Origin of the sequence: Flavobacterium sp. (assembly GCF_029242675.1) — a bacterium.
Lineage (GTDB): Bacteria > Bacteroidota > Bacteroidia > Flavobacteriales > Flavobacteriaceae > Flavobacterium.
In genome coordinates, this window is record NZ_JAQWTM010000131.1 from 37,082 (window position 1) to 56,378 (window position 19,297).

The 19,297-nt window shown below is 38.4% G+C and carries 6 protein-coding genes and 1 pseudogene; all 7 read right to left on the bottom strand.

The genetic code is table 11. From position 1 onward, the window contains the following. On the bottom strand, positions 1-447 hold the full coding sequence (locus P8M54_RS05300) for a GNAT family N-acetyltransferase (RefSeq protein WP_300285955.1): 447 nt from the start codon (positions 445-447) through the stop codon (positions 1-3). Positions 448-489: 42 nt separating this feature from the next. Next, the gene (locus P8M54_RS05305) at positions 490-1,470 is read right to left on the bottom strand and encodes a DUF4837 family protein (RefSeq protein ID WP_300285957.1); all 981 of its coding nucleotides are present in this window, start codon (positions 1,468-1,470) and stop codon (positions 490-492) included. Positions 1,471-1,670: 200 nt separating this feature from the next. Next, positions 1,671-3,692 carry a LysM peptidoglycan-binding domain-containing protein gene (locus P8M54_RS05310; protein WP_300285959.1) on the bottom strand — a complete coding sequence of 674 codons (2,022 nt, stop codon included), beginning with the start codon at positions 3,690-3,692 and terminating at the stop codon, positions 1,671-1,673. 105 nt (positions 3,693-3,797) lie between these two features. Continuing rightward, positions 3,798-4,985, bottom strand: a complete 1,188-nt coding sequence (locus P8M54_RS05315) for a phosphoglycerate kinase (protein ID WP_300285961.1) — start codon at positions 4,983-4,985, stop codon at positions 3,798-3,800. Between the two features lie 207 nt (positions 4,986-5,192). Further along, the gene (locus tag P8M54_RS05320; RefSeq protein ID WP_300285963.1) at positions 5,193-6,167 is read right to left on the bottom strand and encodes a type IX secretion system membrane protein PorP/SprF; all 975 of its coding nucleotides are present in this window, start codon (positions 6,165-6,167) and stop codon (positions 5,193-5,195) included. 40 nt (positions 6,168-6,207) lie between these two features. After that, positions 6,208-19,098, bottom strand: coding sequence for a T9SS type B sorting domain-containing protein (locus tag P8M54_RS05325; RefSeq protein WP_300285965.1), 12,891 nt, complete (start codon positions 19,096-19,098; stop codon positions 6,208-6,210). A gap of 69 nt (positions 19,099-19,167) precedes the next feature. Continuing rightward, positions 19,168-19,275 (bottom strand): annotated as a pseudogene (locus tag P8M54_RS16330) (hypothetical protein); the annotation flags it as partial. Positions 19,276-19,297 lie beyond the last annotated feature (22 nt).

Sequence of the window (19,297 nt, forward strand, 5' to 3'; positions counted from 1 at the left end):
TTACTCCTTAGTCATCTCAATGTGCGGAATATCATCTTCAAGGTACATTTCACTCGTTTGCACAAAACCATGACTTTCATAAAATTTTTTCAAGTACAATTGAGCTCCAATAGTGATAGCAGTTTCGTTGTAATGTGCCGCTACTGCGGCAATCGCCTCACGCATTAAATCGTGTCCCCATTTTTTAGAACGGTAATTTGCGTCAACCACTACCCGGCCTATGGATGCATTATCAAAACTAATTCCGGGTTTAAAAAGGCGTGCATGTGCCACTGTTTTACCCTCGAACTCTCCTATTAGGTGTAAGGCTACTTTATCCTTACCGTCTAAATCAAGATAAACGCAGTTTTGTTCGACTACAAAGATCTCGCTTCGCAAACGCAACAAATCATATAACTCATGAACAGATAGTGCCTCAAAAGCCTTTATTTTCCATTGTAAACCCATCTCAAAATATATTGTTTGATTATCGAGAGCGAATTTAGCTAATTATCCCCTAATTACCGCTACTGACCTGATAATTGCTTCTAACTCTAGCATCAAATCACGCTTTTCCTTGGAGGGCGAATAGCAAAAACCTTCCAATACCAACACCCGATCGTTTGCTTTATCAATTATGGCATAATTTATAAAAGGTCCCGACATAAAATCATCGCGCAGTTCCCATGTTCCTTTGGTCTCATAGGTCAATTTACCATCCAAATTAACTACAAAAAAATAGGGCGCATACGCCTCCTCAGTAATCATATCAGTATTGGGTTCTTTTCCATGAATATACAAGCTCCCTATGGAATCTCGCATGGTAATGATATTGGCAACAATACTATTTTCGTTGTTTATGACTGAAAGTGGAACTTGGTATATTAAAACGCTGGTGTTGCCACTAATAATTTCTTTTTTAAGCCAAACAAAATTAGCATCCTGAACCATTAACTCATAGCTAGAAGGTATTTGAAGCGAAATTTTGAATTTATTCTCAAAAAAATCTTTCTTTAAAAGTGATTTCTTTGCCAATCTTTGGCTTTCATCGATCTCATTTTGATGAATTGTTTTAATGATCTGGGGGGCTTTTTTCTCTATTAAATCCAAGATAGAATGTACTGATTTTCCTGTGATGTGAAATACATTTTGTGGTGAAGCATATTCATCCTTTTTAATGCTAAATTGATCGATATCCCCTCTTTTTATAACTATTACATTACGACTATCAGTCATAAAGCCTTCCATTAATTTGATTGGATATTGATTGATATTAAAAAGCGGTTCCTCTTGTGGCAATCCTAATACTGGGGCAGCAAACTTATTTCTGACACTGTCTCCAACCTCTCCATTCCATAGTGCATCATCGACTATGATAGCAATATTGTTAATTTTTCCGTTTGCAATTCTAGGTAGAGTATGCTCCTCTTTTTTACAGGAAAAAAGTAAAAAAAAGCTAGCTATAAGTGTTATAAAAATCTTTTTATTCATTTTGGTACAGTTAAATAAGCACTAAATTTAAAGAAATAATGACTAAAATCGTTCATTTATCAAGATAGTGTTGCTTGGGCAATTAACCACGAATATCGTTCCACTTTTTATAAATTGATAAAAAACTGTTCTGATTGTAAAAAAAATAGGGTTTGCCCCTTTTGGAACAAACCCTATTTAAGTACCTATGATTAGCAATGTTATCCGTTGATTTTAAGCTTCATACCTGGTTTAATGCTTTCTCCTTTAATATCATTCCATTTTTTAATATCAGATACCGTAATTCCTGGATATTTCTTGGCTATGCTAAAAAGGGAATCTCCTTTTTTAACGTAATAATCAGCTGCTTCTTTAACCGTTGTTTTAGATGTGTTTTTGACCTTAAAAGCACTTACTGCTACCGCATTGGTGGTTATGGCAATCTCATCTTTGGCAACTATCAATTGGCTCCCTAAATTAATAGCGGCTGTTGGTAAATCGTTCCACTCCTTCAAACTTTCAACTGACGCACCAAATTTTTTCGCAATATTAGAAAGATTATCTCCTTTTTGAACGGTATAAAAAATCTCTTTAAGTTCTGGTGATTGTGCTACTTCCATCTTGATGGCTTCTTTTCCTCCGTTTGTGATTTGTAAAGCCAGACCTTGGCGAAGGTTAGAATCAGTTAGGTTATTCCACTCTTTTATTTGAGCTACTGTAACTTGGTATTTTTCGGCTATGGTGTTAAACGTATCTCCATTTTGCACTACATAAACTCCCGCTTGATTGCCGACCAAACTATCCTTTAGGTTTTCTTTTTTATTCTTTTCTTCTTTTGGTGCTCTATTATTTGCAGCTACAGCGGTTGCCGTTTGAGCACTAGTCTTTTGAACAACCGTCTCAGTATTAACAATTTTTAGGTTTTGACCGTAGGCTATGGTATTGCTTCGAAGACCGTTCCATTTTTTCAAGTCTGCTACAGAAACTTCATTTTCAGTGGCAATACTACCTAGATTGTCTCCCTTTTTTACCTTATAATATTTGGTTTTTACTCGGCTTTCACGCTCAATGGTATTGCTATTTGTAGTCGTTGCAATAGCGGTGTTGTTTCTAAAAGGAGCTTCTTTTTCGTCTAATTGATATTGAACGTAGGCATACAATTTATCCTCATTGGATGTGAATAGTGCTATTTTATCATTTGGCAAACGCAAAAAATGTTTCTCATCACTGTAGGCAGGAACGATGTTAAGCTTATACGATGGATTAAGTAATTGTAATTGTGCAACCGGAACATCTAGCAAATCAGAGATTTGTTTAAACGACATTTCTTTTTTGATCATTACTGTATCAGTAGCAAAATGTTGCACAACAGCACGATCAGGAATTATTCCGTGTTCTTTACGATACTCATACAAATACATTGTAGCTAAAAAAGCGGGAACATAACCCTGCGTTTCTTTGGGTAGATTGTTCCTAATACTCCAATAATCTTGCTTTCCACCAGAGCGTCTTATCGCTTTAGATACGTTACCTGGTCCTGAATTGTATGAAGCCAAAACGAGCTCCCAATCACCAAAAATACCATACATATTCGACATGTATTTTGCAGCAGCAGCAGTAGCTTTAAGCGGATCACTACGTTCGTCTATGTATGAATCGATTTTTAGATTGTATTGCTTTCCGGTTTGATACATAAATTGCCAAAGTCCGGTAGCGCCCATTCTAGAAACTGCTTTCGGGTTTAAAGCCGATTCCACAACCGCCAAATATTTTATTTCTAGAGGAACATTCTGCTTAGCGAACTCTTCTTCGAAAAGTGGAAAATAATATTCTGAAATAGCCATTAATCGGCCAAATGCTTTTTTTCTGTTTTTTAAAAAAGACTTAATAACGTTTTCTAAGCTCTGATTGTACTCAATCCTAAAAGGAGATTTCGCGTTCATTGCCTCGAGTCTTGCTTTTAATAAATCTGTAGACAATTCATAATCTACTTTTACATCAGTATTGATATTTGTTATATCATTAGTGATGTCATTATACAAGTCTAAATCAGTCAATTCCTTCATCCAGAGGCTATCAACGCAGGAAGCCATGGCGTCTTTAACAAAACTTTTTTTGATAGAATCAAGATAGGATTGGCTTTTTTCTTTAATAAAAATTCCTTTGCTCTCGCTATTCTGTTGCGAAAACAAAGGAATTGTTATAAATAATAGTGCAGTTACGATGGTATTTTTTACGCTCATTTTCACAGTCAACTTACTTAATTATAAATGATTAAAACATCATTTTTTACAAACTTAATAGGTTACAACTGAAAAAATCAATAAATATTGTTAAAAACGCAATATTTAATCTAAAATTGCAGCAATACCGGGTAAAGTTTTACCTTCTAACATTTCTAACATCGCGCCACCTCCAGTAGAAACATAACTCATTTTATCTTCAAGATTAAATTGTTTTACGGCAGCAACTGAATCACCTCCGCCTACAAGAGAAAAAGCCCCTTGCTCAGTAGATGCCGCTATAAAGTTCCCTAAAGCAATAGTACCCTTAGCGAAAGATTCCATTTCGAAAACACCAAGTGGACCGTTCCATAAAATGGTTTTAGACTCCATAATTACCTTTTCAAAATTTTCTAATGACTTAGGACCAGCATCAAGACCTTGCCATCCATCAGGAATTTCATTTACATCTACGATTTTAGTATTAGCCGTGTTCGAAAAAGCATCTGCTGCAATAACATCCACAGGTATATGAATTTGAACCCCTTTTTCTTTCGCTAATTTTAAAATCTCTAAAGCCAACTCCATTTTATCATCTTCACAAATAGAATCTCCAATTTTTCCACCTAACGCTTTCACAAAAGTAAAAGTCATTCCGCCACCAATAATCATGTGGTCTACTTTATCAAGAATGTTCTCAATAACCGTAATTTTAGATGAGACTTTAGAACCTCCAAGAACTGCTGTTACTGGTTTTTCGCTATTTTTTAGTACTTTATTTAAACTTTCAATTTCTTTAGCCAATAAGGTTCCAAAACACTTTTCAGTTGGGAAAAATTGCGCAATAATTGTTGTTGAGGCATGCGCTCTGTGAGCTGTACCAAAAGCATCATTCACATAAATATCTCCTAATTCCGAAAGTTTTTTTGCGAAAGCAACATCGCCCGCTTCTTCTTCAGGATAAAAACGTAAATTTTCAAGTAGTAAAACCTCTCCTGCCTTTAAATTGGCTGCCGCTGTTTTCGCTTCTTCTCCAATACAATCAGAAGCAAACTGAACTGGTACTCCTAAAATTTGCGATGTTGTTGCTACAATTGGTTTAAGGGAATACTTCTCCTCTACTCCTTTAGGTCTCCCTAAATGTGACATTAAAATTACGCTACCACCTTGAGCAAGAATGGCATCAATAGTAGGTTTGGCAGCCTCGATACGCGTCGCATCAGTTACCTTTAAGTTTTCGTCAAGCGGTACATTAAAATCAACACGTATGATTGCTTTTTTATTTTTAAAATCAAAGTCGTTTAAAGTCTTCATCTAATCCTTATTTTAAGTTAGTTTGTTGTAAAAGAACAACAAATATAGAACTTTTAGACTAGTATTAAATTTGCAAAAAGCATTAAAAAAACGGAAAACACAGCGAAATCGATGTAAATAAGATTGTGATATTAAAATGCTAATTATTTTAAAAAACAATTAGAATAAAATTGACTGTAATGACTAACTTATTTTAAAAATTAAAATTTAATCATGAACAGGACTCTGTGTACAAGGGCAATCGCTAATTCCTTGCAAGAAATCGAAACCAATTGTAATCATGTGTGTGCCAGAATTGAAAGAAGAAAGTTGATTCATGGTTATTTGATAAGAATACCCCAAATAAAAACCAGACTTTTGAAATCCTAACATAGGACCTAAATTAAGAGGCTTTAAGGGTTGATCATTTAAAAAACGATACGATGCTCCAATCCAAAAATAATCTTCATAACGATTGTATTTACGATACTTAAAATTAATATCCGTACTAGATCTTTTATCACTCACGAAATATTGATAATAAACAGAGGGTTCGAACTCCTCTCGATTTGATCCTCCATTAAACACCATTCCGGTATATACCTGATAGTTTCGGAGTAAAATAGGTTCTATGCCTGTAAATTTATCGGTGTTTTTATCTAAGATATTACTTGCATTAAAGGCAGCGTAAAAACCTTTGTTTCTGTATAATGCGCTCACATCAAAATTGTTGTTGGCTACAAATCTATTGTTTGTTATTGAAGGATCGATAACTGGATTTTGAACATCTGGCCTAAATTCGTTAATATCAATTTTAAAATTATTGTAGTTGTATGAAATACCAAATGACAAATATTGTTTTGAATAATAATCTAAAATTAAATGATGCGCAAAAGACACCTTAGCTCCAGTTTGGCTAGTATATCCATTTTTATCATTGTAAAAAGATATCCCAACTCCCGAGCGATCCATTAATCGAAAATCAGCATATATAGATTGATTATCAGGAGCATCTTTGATACCCACCCACTGTGTTAAACCATTTGCTCTAATTCGAAGGTTATCCCCAATACCCGCATAAGCAGGAGATAAGACAAAAGGATTATCTGCAAGATACTGCGTAAATACAGGTAAATTTAACTCCTGACTGTAGCTTGAAATAGTTACAGTCAGAAGAAAAAATGATATTACTATTTTTTTCATAATTAGCTATTTTATAGACAACGTTATTTTATAAATTTTGTTACCTATACAATGTAAAGTGACCAACAAATTCCCGATCATCTTTATTGTTATTTAATTTTAATACATACCAGTAATCTCCTGATGGAAGCTCTGCTCCTTTGTATTTTCCATCCCACTTATCGCCTAACCTTAATCTTGCAATCTCTCGACCATATCGATCGAAAATAGCAAAAGTCAAATTAGGATAGTTAATAGTACAACCTGGAGCCCATGTATCCATAACAGTATCATCGTTAGGAGTAAAATAATTAGGTATGCAAATGTCTATATATGTGAAATCACGGTTTACGGTTGCTGTACAACCATTTTTATCTCTTACAATTACGGTATAATTACCTGACTTATAAAACACAAATGTATCTTGATTTGAAAAACTTTCTCCATCAAAACTATATTCGTATCCACCTGCGCCTCCCGCCGCACTTGCTTTAATTTGATTCAAATCACCATCTGCAATAACCAAAGATAACGGTGCGACTGCATCTACAGTAAAAGGAATTGTCGATTGAGTACAGCCATTTGTATGTCTCACATTTATAAAATGTGATCCAGGAGCTAAGTCATTGAAAACATTACTTGCTTGATAATTTCCTGATCCATCTAAATCAAAATCTAGATCAACTGGATCATTACTGTTATCATAGGTAACTATTACTCTATTCGCCTGCTTATTATCAACACAATCATAGATCAAATCAGCAACAGGAGTAATTAGTACTGCATCAGGTAGTATAACCTCAATTTCCGAATTACATCCTGCAGCATCTACAAAATAAACAGTATGCTTACCTCCTGAGATATCAATAAAATCAAATTCCGATTGGCCTATTGTCCCTTGCGTATATGTTCCTGTTCTATTGTCTAAACTTACTTTGTAAGGAGCGGTACCACCTTGAATTTCAATACTAAACGAACCATCTTTGTCTCCGCTACAAATTTCTGGAATTATAGAATTTGCAACTAGGTTAGCACGTAATATAGGTGGCTCATTTATCCTAAAGTTATACGTTTCATAGCATCCGGCTTCATCTTGAATTACAATTTGGTAATTACCTGCCGCTAATTTATCAAAAACTCCAGTAGTAAAGAATTGATTTGAATCAGGAGAAATAGAATAAATTATTTGGCCTGTACCTCCAGTCGCTACTATCTCAATCCTTCCATCGTTTCCTCCAAAACAAGACACATTCGTTATTGTGGGAGTAAAAGAAATTGGGGCTACAGGTTGTTTCACTTCCTCAACAGCTGAACTAACTGAACAGTCTGAACCACTTTGAACACGAACTTGATAGAAACCAGCGCGTAAACCATCAAAACGTCCTGGAACACTTTGCGTAGGTGCTGGAATAATTGCAAGACCTGAACCATTGTATAAAGTATAAACATAATTCCCTAAACCTCCTGTCGCTTTTGCTACTATGACACCTTTATCATCATTAAAACAGTTTACTTTAGCATTACTTAGGTCAAGAGCTACTGTTAAAACAGGTACGGCTTCAACTTCAATATCATTTGAAAGGAAAGCGACACAGTCGTTAGAATCCTTAACATAGTAACTGTAGGTGCCTGGTCCAACATTTAGTGTTGTCGAGCCACCAGAAGTGAACGGGATAAAATTAATATTATCAGCGCTATATCGGTAAGGAGCAGTTCCTCCTGAAGCAGTAAGAGTGATTTGCGCAGAACTTAAACATGTTGGAGTTCTTGAAAGCACTAAATCGGCCTTTACTTCTGTAGGCTCGTTAATAACTACAGAAGCAGACTCTGTACTACAATTGTAACCATCAGTAACCGTTATAGAGTAGCTTCCTGCACCCAAATTAGCAAATAGTGGAGATTGTTGCGGTCCTGAAGAAACTACAGGGTTCAGTGACAAATAATTTAAAGTATAAGTATAGTTACTTCCTTGTCCACCATTTACCATTGTCGCTTCCACTGTTCCGGTTTCATCTCCTAAACACAACAATAATTGCGTAGCTGGGGTAACAGTAAGTGAAATTGGAGTTGGTACTACTAAGTCAACAATAACTGAATCAACGCAGCCTTTACTGTCTTTAACGTTAATCGTATAGCTTCCTGCCACTAAATCATTGTAATCTGTTTTATCACTGTATGGGCTAAACAAGAACCCATCTTTTAGTACCTCGTATTGATACTCTCCAGGCCATCCACCCGTTGCTGTAACTACTATTGATCCATCATTATTACCTGCAATACAAGTAATAGCGGTATGGGTCTCCGTAATTTCAAGCGCTTGAACTGGCTGATTTATAGAAAATATAGTTGATACAGTACAGAACGGAGTATTATCTAAACGAGCCGTTATTGTATACTCACCAGCTGTCAAACCTGTAAGATTTAAAGGCCCTGCAACGGCAGAAGTTCCTGAACTAGGTGTTGGACCTGATACAGTATATGTAAATGCACCAGCATCGTTCATAGGGTTAGTTTGTGTATCAATAAGTGTAATCGTGGCCGCACCTTCATTTGAACCAAAGCAAACAACATCTGCTGTTTTAACTGCTTGAAGAATAAAGGTATTTGGCTCGTTGATATAATGAACTGTTTGTACACTACAATTAGTTGCCGTAGTAAGGGCTGTGATAATGTAATTACCAATATTCAAATTAGTAAACACACCAGTAGAATTGACTACTGATATCGTCCCTAAATCATCAACTAATGTATACTGAATACCTGTAATTGGATTTCCTGCTGCGTCAACAGCAGTAGCAGTAATATCTTCTAAATTATTACAAGTAATCGGTCTATCTACGATTACAGAAATTTTATCCAAGGCAGTATATGCCGCTATTGAAATCGAATTCGTAGTTGAACCCACACAATTGTTAGTATCGTAGACATTTACGGTATACAAACCTCCTGCATAATTTGACTCGATATAAACGGTTTCAGGACCTCTTTGAACTACTGTTGACCCTTTAATAAATTCATAAATAACATAAGTTCCTGAACCACCTGCTACATTCGAAACCGAAATTGAAGCATAGTTGGAAGCATTCGTTCCTGCCACGCAAGCAAATTGTGTGACAACTGGTGCAGGTACTGTTATGATTACAGGCTCTACAACATCGATTGTTGCAGTAGCAGTACATCCTCTAGCTGAAGTAACTGTTACAGTATACGTACCTGCTTGAAGATCATCGAATACGTTACTTGGCGACGCAACAACAGTAACGGTCGCTCCTCCTACGGTAGTTCCGTTCAGAGCGTAAGTGTATACCGGATTATCGTTGATACCTGCAGAAGGAGTTGCAATAGTAGCAGTGATAGAACCATTGTTACCGCCAAAACAACTTACTGGAGTAGTAGCAAGTGATAAGCCTGTTACTATAGTAGCTGATTCTAGATTTACTGTAAGTTGATCTGTACAACCTGTTACAACATCACGAACAAGAACAGTGTGAAGCCCTGGCGCTAATCCTGTAAAGGAGTAACTATCTGCCGTAAATTGCGTTCCACCATCTATTGAAAACTGATAGTTACCTGATCCCGATCCGCCACTAACAGTAGCATCAACAACACCATCATTAACATTACAACTTGGTAACGTGGTAACTATAGCGCTTAAATCGAGTGGTGCAAGAATACTTACTAATGCTGGTATGATAACCTCGCATTCGTTAGCATCTTTAACAGTAACATTATAGACACCCGTATTAGTTACTGTGAAACTAGGACTAGTTTGGAAACCTGCTCCAATACTGTATTGGTATGGCCCTACTCCTGATGCTACGTTAACAGTAAAAGTGTAATCGTTCGTCGCAGACGGACATTGGCTTAAGCCAGAAATTGTAATTCCTGACGGAAGTGGATCCGTAGCAATAACTACTGGCAATATCGTTACACAGTTGTTATTGTCTTTTACATAGACGTTCCAGTTTGCTATTGTTTTATCTAAACTTGCAGTTGTAGCATCTGTGTAATCTGTACTTACTGGCGTTACAGTACTTGGTACAAATGCATATAAATAAGGCGGTGTACCACCATTTGCTGCAACCGTTACCCTCGCATCAGTAGTACATGTTGCATTAACATTTAATACTTCGGTCAGGTTTAATGCGGTAGGCTCATTGACAATTACAGTAGCCTCTGAGAAACAATTAGTCACATTATCTGTTACTCTTAACGTATAAGTTCCTGCTAATAATCCTGTGACTGTTACGGTATCTCCACTTTGACTTAGTGTTCCTGAACTTGGTGATAATGCTACTGAATACGTACCGCTATAATTAGCTACTTTAAATTCAATCTCACCATTAGCATCACCCACACAAGCAACGTTTTTAATAACTTGACCTGTAACTGTGATATTAACTACATCATCCACCGTGTAGTATTGCTCATCTGTACATCCGTTAGCATCCGTAACCTGGAATAAATAAGTTCCTGCTGCTAGCATATTAAATACTCCTGAACTAGCTCCCGAAGTATTTGTAGTAGCCGATGCTGGCTCTAAAATGGCAAAACTAAGCGTTCCTACTCCGTTAGAGGTAGCAACCGTAACCGTACTAGTTTGACTAGCAATTGGTAAACAATAAATAGGTGTTCCTGTGATTCCTGTTATAACTGGGGGATCAAGAGCATCGACATCCACTGAAACTGGCGCAGCAATATTACAACCATTAGCATCTCTTACGTAAGCAGTGACTGTGCCTGCTGTAGAGGTGGTAAAGGTGTTGTCATCTTGGTAATTTGCACCACCATCAAAACTATATTGATAAGGCGCTGTTCCTGTCCCAGTAGTAACCGTAACTGTTACTACCGCTGCTTGTGTTGCATTCCCTGCACCACATGATAATGCAGTTGTTACAGCAATATTTGCCGCGATTGCAGTAGGCTCAGCTATAATTACATCTTGGGTTGCTGGGAAGCATCCTTTTGCATCTTTTACTTCAATTGTATACGTACCCGCTACTAAATTAGGGAATACATTTGATGACTGTGGCGTACCTCCATTTATGGCATAACTGTAAGGCGCAATTCCGTTAGCTGCTGTAACTGTTATTACACCGTTATTACCGCCTATGCAAGTAACATCAGTCTTGGTTGTGCTAAATGTAGGACTCGTTTTTGCCGTCACAATCACTGCTTGCGATAAAGCTTGACAGCCCTGCGAATCCGTTACTCTAAATTGATAGGTACCATCAACGGTAACTACATATGGTGACACTGGTGCCGTTATAGCGGTAAAAGTAGTTCCATCTGTTGTAACCTCATACAAAGTGTAAGGAGCGCTACCTTGACTTGCTGTTAGAGTTATCGATGCATCTACATCACATGTCAAATCTTGTGTAAGTGTAGCATCTAATAACAATTGTGGTAAAAGTGTATACGTTTCTTGTACAATACAGCCATTAGCGTCTTGCACATACAATTGATAAGTTCCTGCTGCATTTAGTACAAAATCAGCTGATGGTTGGTAACCATTACCTATACTATACTGCAACGGTCCTACGCCTGAGCCATTAATAGTTATGGTTATTGGTGCTCCTTGGAAACAAACATTTGGCAAACTTGTAATGGTAGGCAACGGATCAATTAGTAATGTAATAGCATCCTGAGCGATACATCCGTTAGCATCTTTGGTGTAAGCTATCCAATTAATTCCTAAAAGAGGATCTAATACTACAGTACTTGCAGCGGTATAATCTCCAGCTGCTGGCGCCCCGGCTGAAGCCAAAGCAAAAGCATAAGTATAACCCGCTGTTCCATTTGAAGCAACAGCGCTAACTACTGCACCTGTATTACAATTGGCATTTTTATCTAAAGTGGCTACAACACTTAATGCAATAGCTGGCTCTGATACTGTCACAGTAAAAGTTGCTGTACATAATGAGGTTTCATCAGTTACAACAATTTGCTGCGACCCCACAGCTAATCCTGTCAAGCTAATTACCGCGGCTGATTGCCCTGATATGGCACTTCCGCCATTTATAGTGTAACTGTAAGTACTTACAAAATTATCTACCGTAAACGATACAGCACCTGTACTGTCTCCTTTACAGGCTACATCACTTTCTACTTGTCCTGTAACTGTGATATTAACTACATCATCAACCGTGTAGTATTGCTCATCGGTACATCCGTTAGCATCCGTAACTTGGAATAAATAAGTTCCTGCTGCTAATGAATCAAATACACCTGAACTAGCTCCCGAAGTATTTGTAGTAGCCGAAGCCGGTTCAAGAATAGCATAACTAAGCGTTCCTACTCCGTTAGAGGTAGCAACCGTAACCGTACTAGTTTGACTAGAAATTGGTAAACAATAAATAGGTGTTCCTGTGATTCCTGTTATAACTGGAGGATCAAGAGCATCGACAATTGTTGTCACTGCTGTCGCAAATGTGCAGCCGTTAGCATCTTTAGCTATAACACTAACCGTTCCAGAGCTATTAGTGACAAATGTATTACTTGAGGTAAATCCTTGACCGTTAAAATTAAATTGGTAAGGACCTGTACCACCAGCACCTAAAGCTGTCACCGTTGCTGCTTGCGTTGCATTTCCTGCACCGCATGATAGTCCAGTTGTTACGCTAATGCTTGCAGAGACCACTGCTGGCTCACTAATAGTAATTGCTGTCGCTGCTGCAGAGGTACATCCTTTTGCATCTGTGACAACTACCGTGTAAGAACCTGCTGGTAGACCACTATAAACTCCGCTAGAGTCACCAGAATTATTTGTTCCTGTTCCACTCAAAACATAGCTATACGGTGCTACTCCATTTGCAGCGGTAAAGGTGATGGTTCCATCCGCACCACCATTACAAGTTACATCAATTTTTGTTGATGTAAATGTTGGTGTTGCTGGTGTAGTTACTTCAACCGTATTTGTGGTTACAGAACATGCTGGTGAAGCACTGTCTGAAATTGTGAAAGAGTATGTGCCTACTGTTCCTACGGAAGCTGAGTATACTGGTCCAGCAACTGCCGAAACTGGCGCTCCTGTTGGCACTCCATTTAATATCGTTTGAACAGTATATGGTCCAACTCCGCCCGAAATTGTTACATCAATCGTAGCATTAATCGGAGCTGCGCAATACAAATCTTTGGTTAATACTGCATTGGCTAACAATTGCGGTTGGATGGTATAATTAACAAAAGCTTCGCAACCATTGTCATCTTTAATTCCTAAAACATACGTTCCTGCGGCTGTAAATGTTGCCGTTGAAGTTGCTAATGCCACACCATCTACAGTGTAGAACTTAGTTCCACCATATACGCTAGTTACTGTGTCTAGATCAACTGTTAAAGCAGATCCAACAAAACATTGTGCTACTGGGGCTGTAATAGTTGGTGGTACATTGTTATCAATCGTTACGCTTCGTATCGCGATACAACCATTTGCATCTTTTACATATACATCCCAAGTTAAAATAGTACCGTTGCTGGTATCTACCGCGCGTATTGAACTGTTACTGTACGCTGTTGGTGCTACTGCTCCGCCAGCAACCACTGCGTAGCTGTATATTCCTGTGCCACCTGTCACACCGCTTACAGTAATTTGTGAAATATATTGTGAACAATATACTTTAGTAGCTGTCAATGTGAAATCAATTGGATCTGGCTCTGTTATCGTAATTGATGCATCTGCTTCACACAAAGTTGTATTATCGGTAACCGTAACCGTATAAGTTCCTACTGATAAACCTGTTAGGGTTATCACATCACCAGAAGCTGTTTGTGCAAATGGTAAGCCTGCTGGAACACTAGTTACAGCAATAGAATAATTTCCTGTGCTACTAAATCCGGTTACCGTAAAAGTAGCCGAACCATTAGCTGTACCTGCATTAGCTGGATTACACGTAATGTCATTTACAAGTGCACTTACAATAGCTATAGGCGTTACTGCCACTACTGTAAATAACTCTTGGTATGTACAACCGTTCTCGTCTGTTACTTGGAATACGTAATCTCCTGGAGGCAAGCCTGCAAAACTTGCTGCTGTCCCACTTCCTGCAGTAGTTACTGTAGGATATAGCGTAGTTGCCGTTCCATTAAAAGATAGAATATCAAAATCCAATGCACCCAATCCTCCAGTAGCCGTAACTTCAACCGTAGCTGTATTGGCTGGACATGTTGGTGCTGTGGTTACTACAAAATCTAAATCGGTCGGTGGTGTTAGTGCTGGAGTAATTACAGCCTTTGAGGCTGTCTCACAACCATTAGCGTCCTTTACAGTATAATTTACGGTAGTAGCCGTATTTGTATTATTTACTGTGTATGTATTATCCGTAGTGTAACCTAAGCCCTCAAAATTATAAGTGTAACCGGTTAATACTCCCGATGGTGTTCCTCCATTAGCGGAAACTGTAATTACAGTAGTAGTACTACAGCTTGTATTGGGTGTAAAAGTATCCGTAGCTGTTAAAATAGCAGGCTCATCAACTGTCAATGGACCGCTTAAATAGGTACAACCATTAGAATCAGTTACTGTTACTTCATAAGTGGTACCATATGACAACCCTGTGTAAATACCACTTGCATCTCCAGTAGTATTTGCAGGTGTACTGGCTAAAGTATAGGTAAATGGACCTACGCCTCCTGTAACGTCCACAGTTATCGTTCCATCGCTGTCACCATTACAACTTACATCTGTAAGTGTAGGGGTAAGTGTTGGTACAGGAATTGCGTCTAGTGTGATGCTGGCTGTTGTTGTACACGAGGTAGCATTATTGGCATCTGTTACCGTAAAGACATACGTTCCTGCTGCTGTCGCAGTATATGGATTAAGTGCTGCTACATTGGCTGCGCCATTAAACGAAACTTCATAGGTATAACTAGCAGTTGGATTTGTATTTCCTCCCGTGGTTGTTATTCTGATTTCTGCATCTGGAGTTGCAGTACAATCTAATGGCTTGGTCAATGTAGCCGTTGCTGCTAATTGTGGATACACAATGTAATCTATATTTGCAGTACAGCCATTGCCGTCTTTGATCACTAAATTGTACGTAGCCGCAGCGTTGAATGTAAAATCAGTACTTGTCTGGAAAGCACTTCCGTTGATACTATAAGTAGCTGCGCCTACTACTGCTGGATCTACCGTTCCTGATATAGTTATAGTAAAGTCTGTACCGTCATAGCATATTGGTGCTGGAGTGTTAATCGTTGGCTCTGCATCTGCAAATACCGTTACGGTATCAAACTTTATACAACCGTAAGCATCCTTAGCGTACACATAATAAAGTATTCCAGCAATTGAGCCTGGCCTTGTAAAGGTATTTCCAGAAACCCAATTTGTATCTGAAGCTAGTGGCGGTGTAGCCGAAGTGGTAACTTGATACATATACGGTCCTGTTCCATCTTTGGCTTCTGCCGAAATGATACCCTGATCTGTACAGTTTGAGTTTTTAATTAATGTTGCTGTTACCGATAATAATACGGGCGATTCTTTGATACTGAAATTTATAGAAGTATTACCACAGCCTGCATTAGGTCCTGAAGTTTCTCTAACATAAACGTAATAACTGCCCACCCCTAGTGTAATAGGTATATTTGGAACAGTAACCGTGCTTGAAGCAGCTACTGTAAATGTTCCAGAAAGATATTGAGATATATTGGTAAACGCTTCAAATATTTCATAAGTGTAGTCAACAGATGCCGCACTTGAATTCGCTACATCAAACGATACATTTCCATCAGCACTTCCTGTACACGTGATGTTTTTGGGAACTACGTTAGCGACTGTAAGAGATGAATTTGAAGGAACTGGAGTAGCCGCAGTTTCATAATAATAACAATTGGTCGCTTCGTCATAAACGATAAAAGTATAGGTCACTCCTGGCAGTAGGCCAGTAAAAGTTGTTCCTTTAGAACCCGCAGGACTTTCTCCTTGCCATCCAGCAGTTCCATCAGCTGTCCAAACTTGGCCTGGACCGTTGTAGATATTGAAATGAAAAGGTCCAGAGCTCGCTAAAGGCCCAGCAACTTTAACTGTTGCTGTACCGCCGGTTGTACAATCAACAGTGCTATTAATTACAATGTCTAAATCTTTTGGATCTGATGCAACAAGTACGTCATTTATAATTTGTTGACACCCATTGGCATCCACAACTCTTATTTGATAGAAACCAAAATCTACAACATCAAAGGTGGTTGAAAAATCTCCAGTAGGATTAGCTTCCATCATGTTATAGCCATTAATACCGGTCACATAGTAGGTATACCCTGGAGTTCCACCTGAGCCACCAACGGTACTTACACCATCTGTAATTTTATTAATAATAATAGAGCCTTTTGAAAGACCAGCAGCACCACATTGAATTGGAATTACAGTAAGGTCAATAAAAATCGGCGTTGGTTGTGCAATGATAATACTATCTGTGTCTATACATCCTTTAGCATCTCTAAGTGTAACGGTATAGGTTCCTGCCACTAATCCTGTAAAGGTATCTGAAGTTTGAAAAGTAGTTCCATCAATACTGTATTGAAATGGTGCCACACCTTGAGTAGCATCAATTGTAACTTTAAAAGCACCAGTTGCATCCCCATTACATTTAATAGTTTGGGTTTGTGCTATGCCAGTAATATCTGGCTTTACCGGCGTTGTGATAACAATAGCCGTAGTTGTACTTGCGGTGCATGAATTACCGCTAGTATCTGTTACCGTAAAGGTATAACTATCTGGGGTACTTGTAGTAAATACATTCCCAGCAAATGTTCCTGTTGCAGGACTACTTGTATAAGTATAGCTTCCGTTTCCTCCAACTGCATTCAATGTAATTTGAGCAGCAGCAGGCAAGCTACACGTAATATCTTTGTCTAAAACCGCACTTAACGTTAATCTAGGATTTACCGTTACGGTATTACTTGTAGCAATACAACCGTTTCCATCTTTCATTAAGATTATATAAGTACCTGCCGTTGTAACTGTAAATGTGTTTACTGCTTGGTATGAAGCGCCGTTGTTAATACTGTACGTTATAGGAGTAACTATTCCTGAGACTGGCGTAGTTGTATTGTTGGCAGTTATCGTGTATGTTCCCGCTCCTAAACACTGTCCAGCAGCTGAGGCAGTAACTGTTGGCGTTGGGTCACTTGCAATTGTAATTGGCAATCTAAAAGTACAATTGTTGGCATCAATAATATGAGCATACCAACTTGTACTTGTCGTTGGATTTAAATTAGCCACATTACTAGCTCCATACGTTCCAGGAGTAGTGCTAGAAGTAACAAATGAATAGCGGTAACTTGCTGTTCCTCCTGCTACCGTAACTGTTACTCTAGCTGTAGGGATATTACAATTAGCATTCACCGTAGTATAGGTTGCTGATAATGCTGCCGCTGGCTGATTAATCGTAATAGAAGTTGAGGAAGTACAAGTTGTAGTATTATCTGTAAATACTACAGCATATGTTCCCGCTGCTAAGCCTGTTAAATTAAAATTGCTAGCTGTTTGACCTGTTACTGGAGCACCACCATTTACAGTGTAGCTGTATGTTCCCGACCCAAAGCCACTCACATTATAACGAATAGAACCTGTACTATTTCCAAAACAATCAACATCCGTTAATTTAGTAGCAGTTGCCACAATTGGTGTTACTGGAGCAATAGTGTATGATTCAGAATAATAACATCCATTCGCATCGATTACTCTAAAGACATAAGTACCTGGAGTAAGTCCTGTAAAATTACCCGTTGAAGCTCCTGTAGCATTCACTACGGGACCTGATACTATGCTGTATGCTAAAGGAGCTACTCCAGCCGTAGCGGTTAATTGTACCGAAATACTTGTAGTGGAACATGTTATTGGTCCTGATGGTACAAAGTCTAAATCAGTTGGTGGGTTTAGACGCAATAATTTCCCTAATCCACTTATTAAACAACCTTTCGCATCTTTTACGGTATAGGTATAATCTTGATCTGAACCATTGTCATTTAAAGTCAAAACATTACTACCTGTAAATGCTCCACCGTTTAAACTATAAGTGTAAGGTGCTGTTCCTGCTGTGGCATTTATAGTTATCGTTCCTGCTACTTTAGCATTAGTTGTGCTACAACTAAAAGGAACTTCAACTACAGTGGCAGCTAAAGCATTGGCTGGTTGTGTAATAGTAACACTTACCGCTCCTGTACAGCTTTTGCTGTCTTTTACATAAAAAGTGTAAGTTCCAGCTGCTAGTCCTGAAAAAGTAGCCGTTGATACATAAGTACTATTGTCACTGCTGTACGTATATCCGCCTGAACCTCCTGCGCCTGTTAGCGTAACTGATCCGTCTGATCCTGCGTTACAACTTACATTAATTTGTACTGCTGTTACCGTAGGAAGTGTTATTGGTGCTACAGTAATAGTTGTTGTTGCTGAACAACTATTGGCGTCAGTAACTGATACAGTATAGGTATCAGCAGCTGCTCCAGTATAGGTAATTGTTGGTCCTGTAATGCCACTACCTGTTGCTACTGTTGTACCAACTCCGTTAGCAATGGTATAATTATAATTGGCTTTTCCACCAGTTATTGTTGTTGTTATTGTTGCATTTGGGCCAGCGGTATTACAATCTAATGTTTTGGTACCTGCCCCTATAAGACTCAATTTTGGATAAACAGTGATTGGCGTTGCCGCTGCTGTACATCCGTTTTTATCTTTAATGTACACAGTATATGTTCCTGCTGGTACGGTGAAGGTTGGATTTGTTTGAAAAGCTCCTGTTGGACCACCTATGCCGTAGCTTACTGGTGTTAAACTAGCAGCCGTTGGTGTAGCAGTTATTGTAAATGAACTTCCTGATCCAGTACATTGATTGTCTACTACAACCGAGACACCTGGCAAAGGATCCCTTACTACGTTTATGGTTGTAAATGTGATACATCCGTTAGCATCTTTTGCATACACATCCCAAACTAGATCAGTTCCTGAGTTAGTATTCACTACTACTGGATTAACTCCAAATGTAGTAGGTGCTGTTGCAGTTGTTTTAACAGCAGCATACGTATAATTAGCTGTTCCGCCAGTAGCAGTAGCAGTAATTTGAGAGTTGAAATTGTTACAATTAACGTTAGTAGCAACCGCTGTTAGCGCTAAAGCTGAAGGTTGCGCAATTGTAATAGATGCACTTGCAGGACAACCC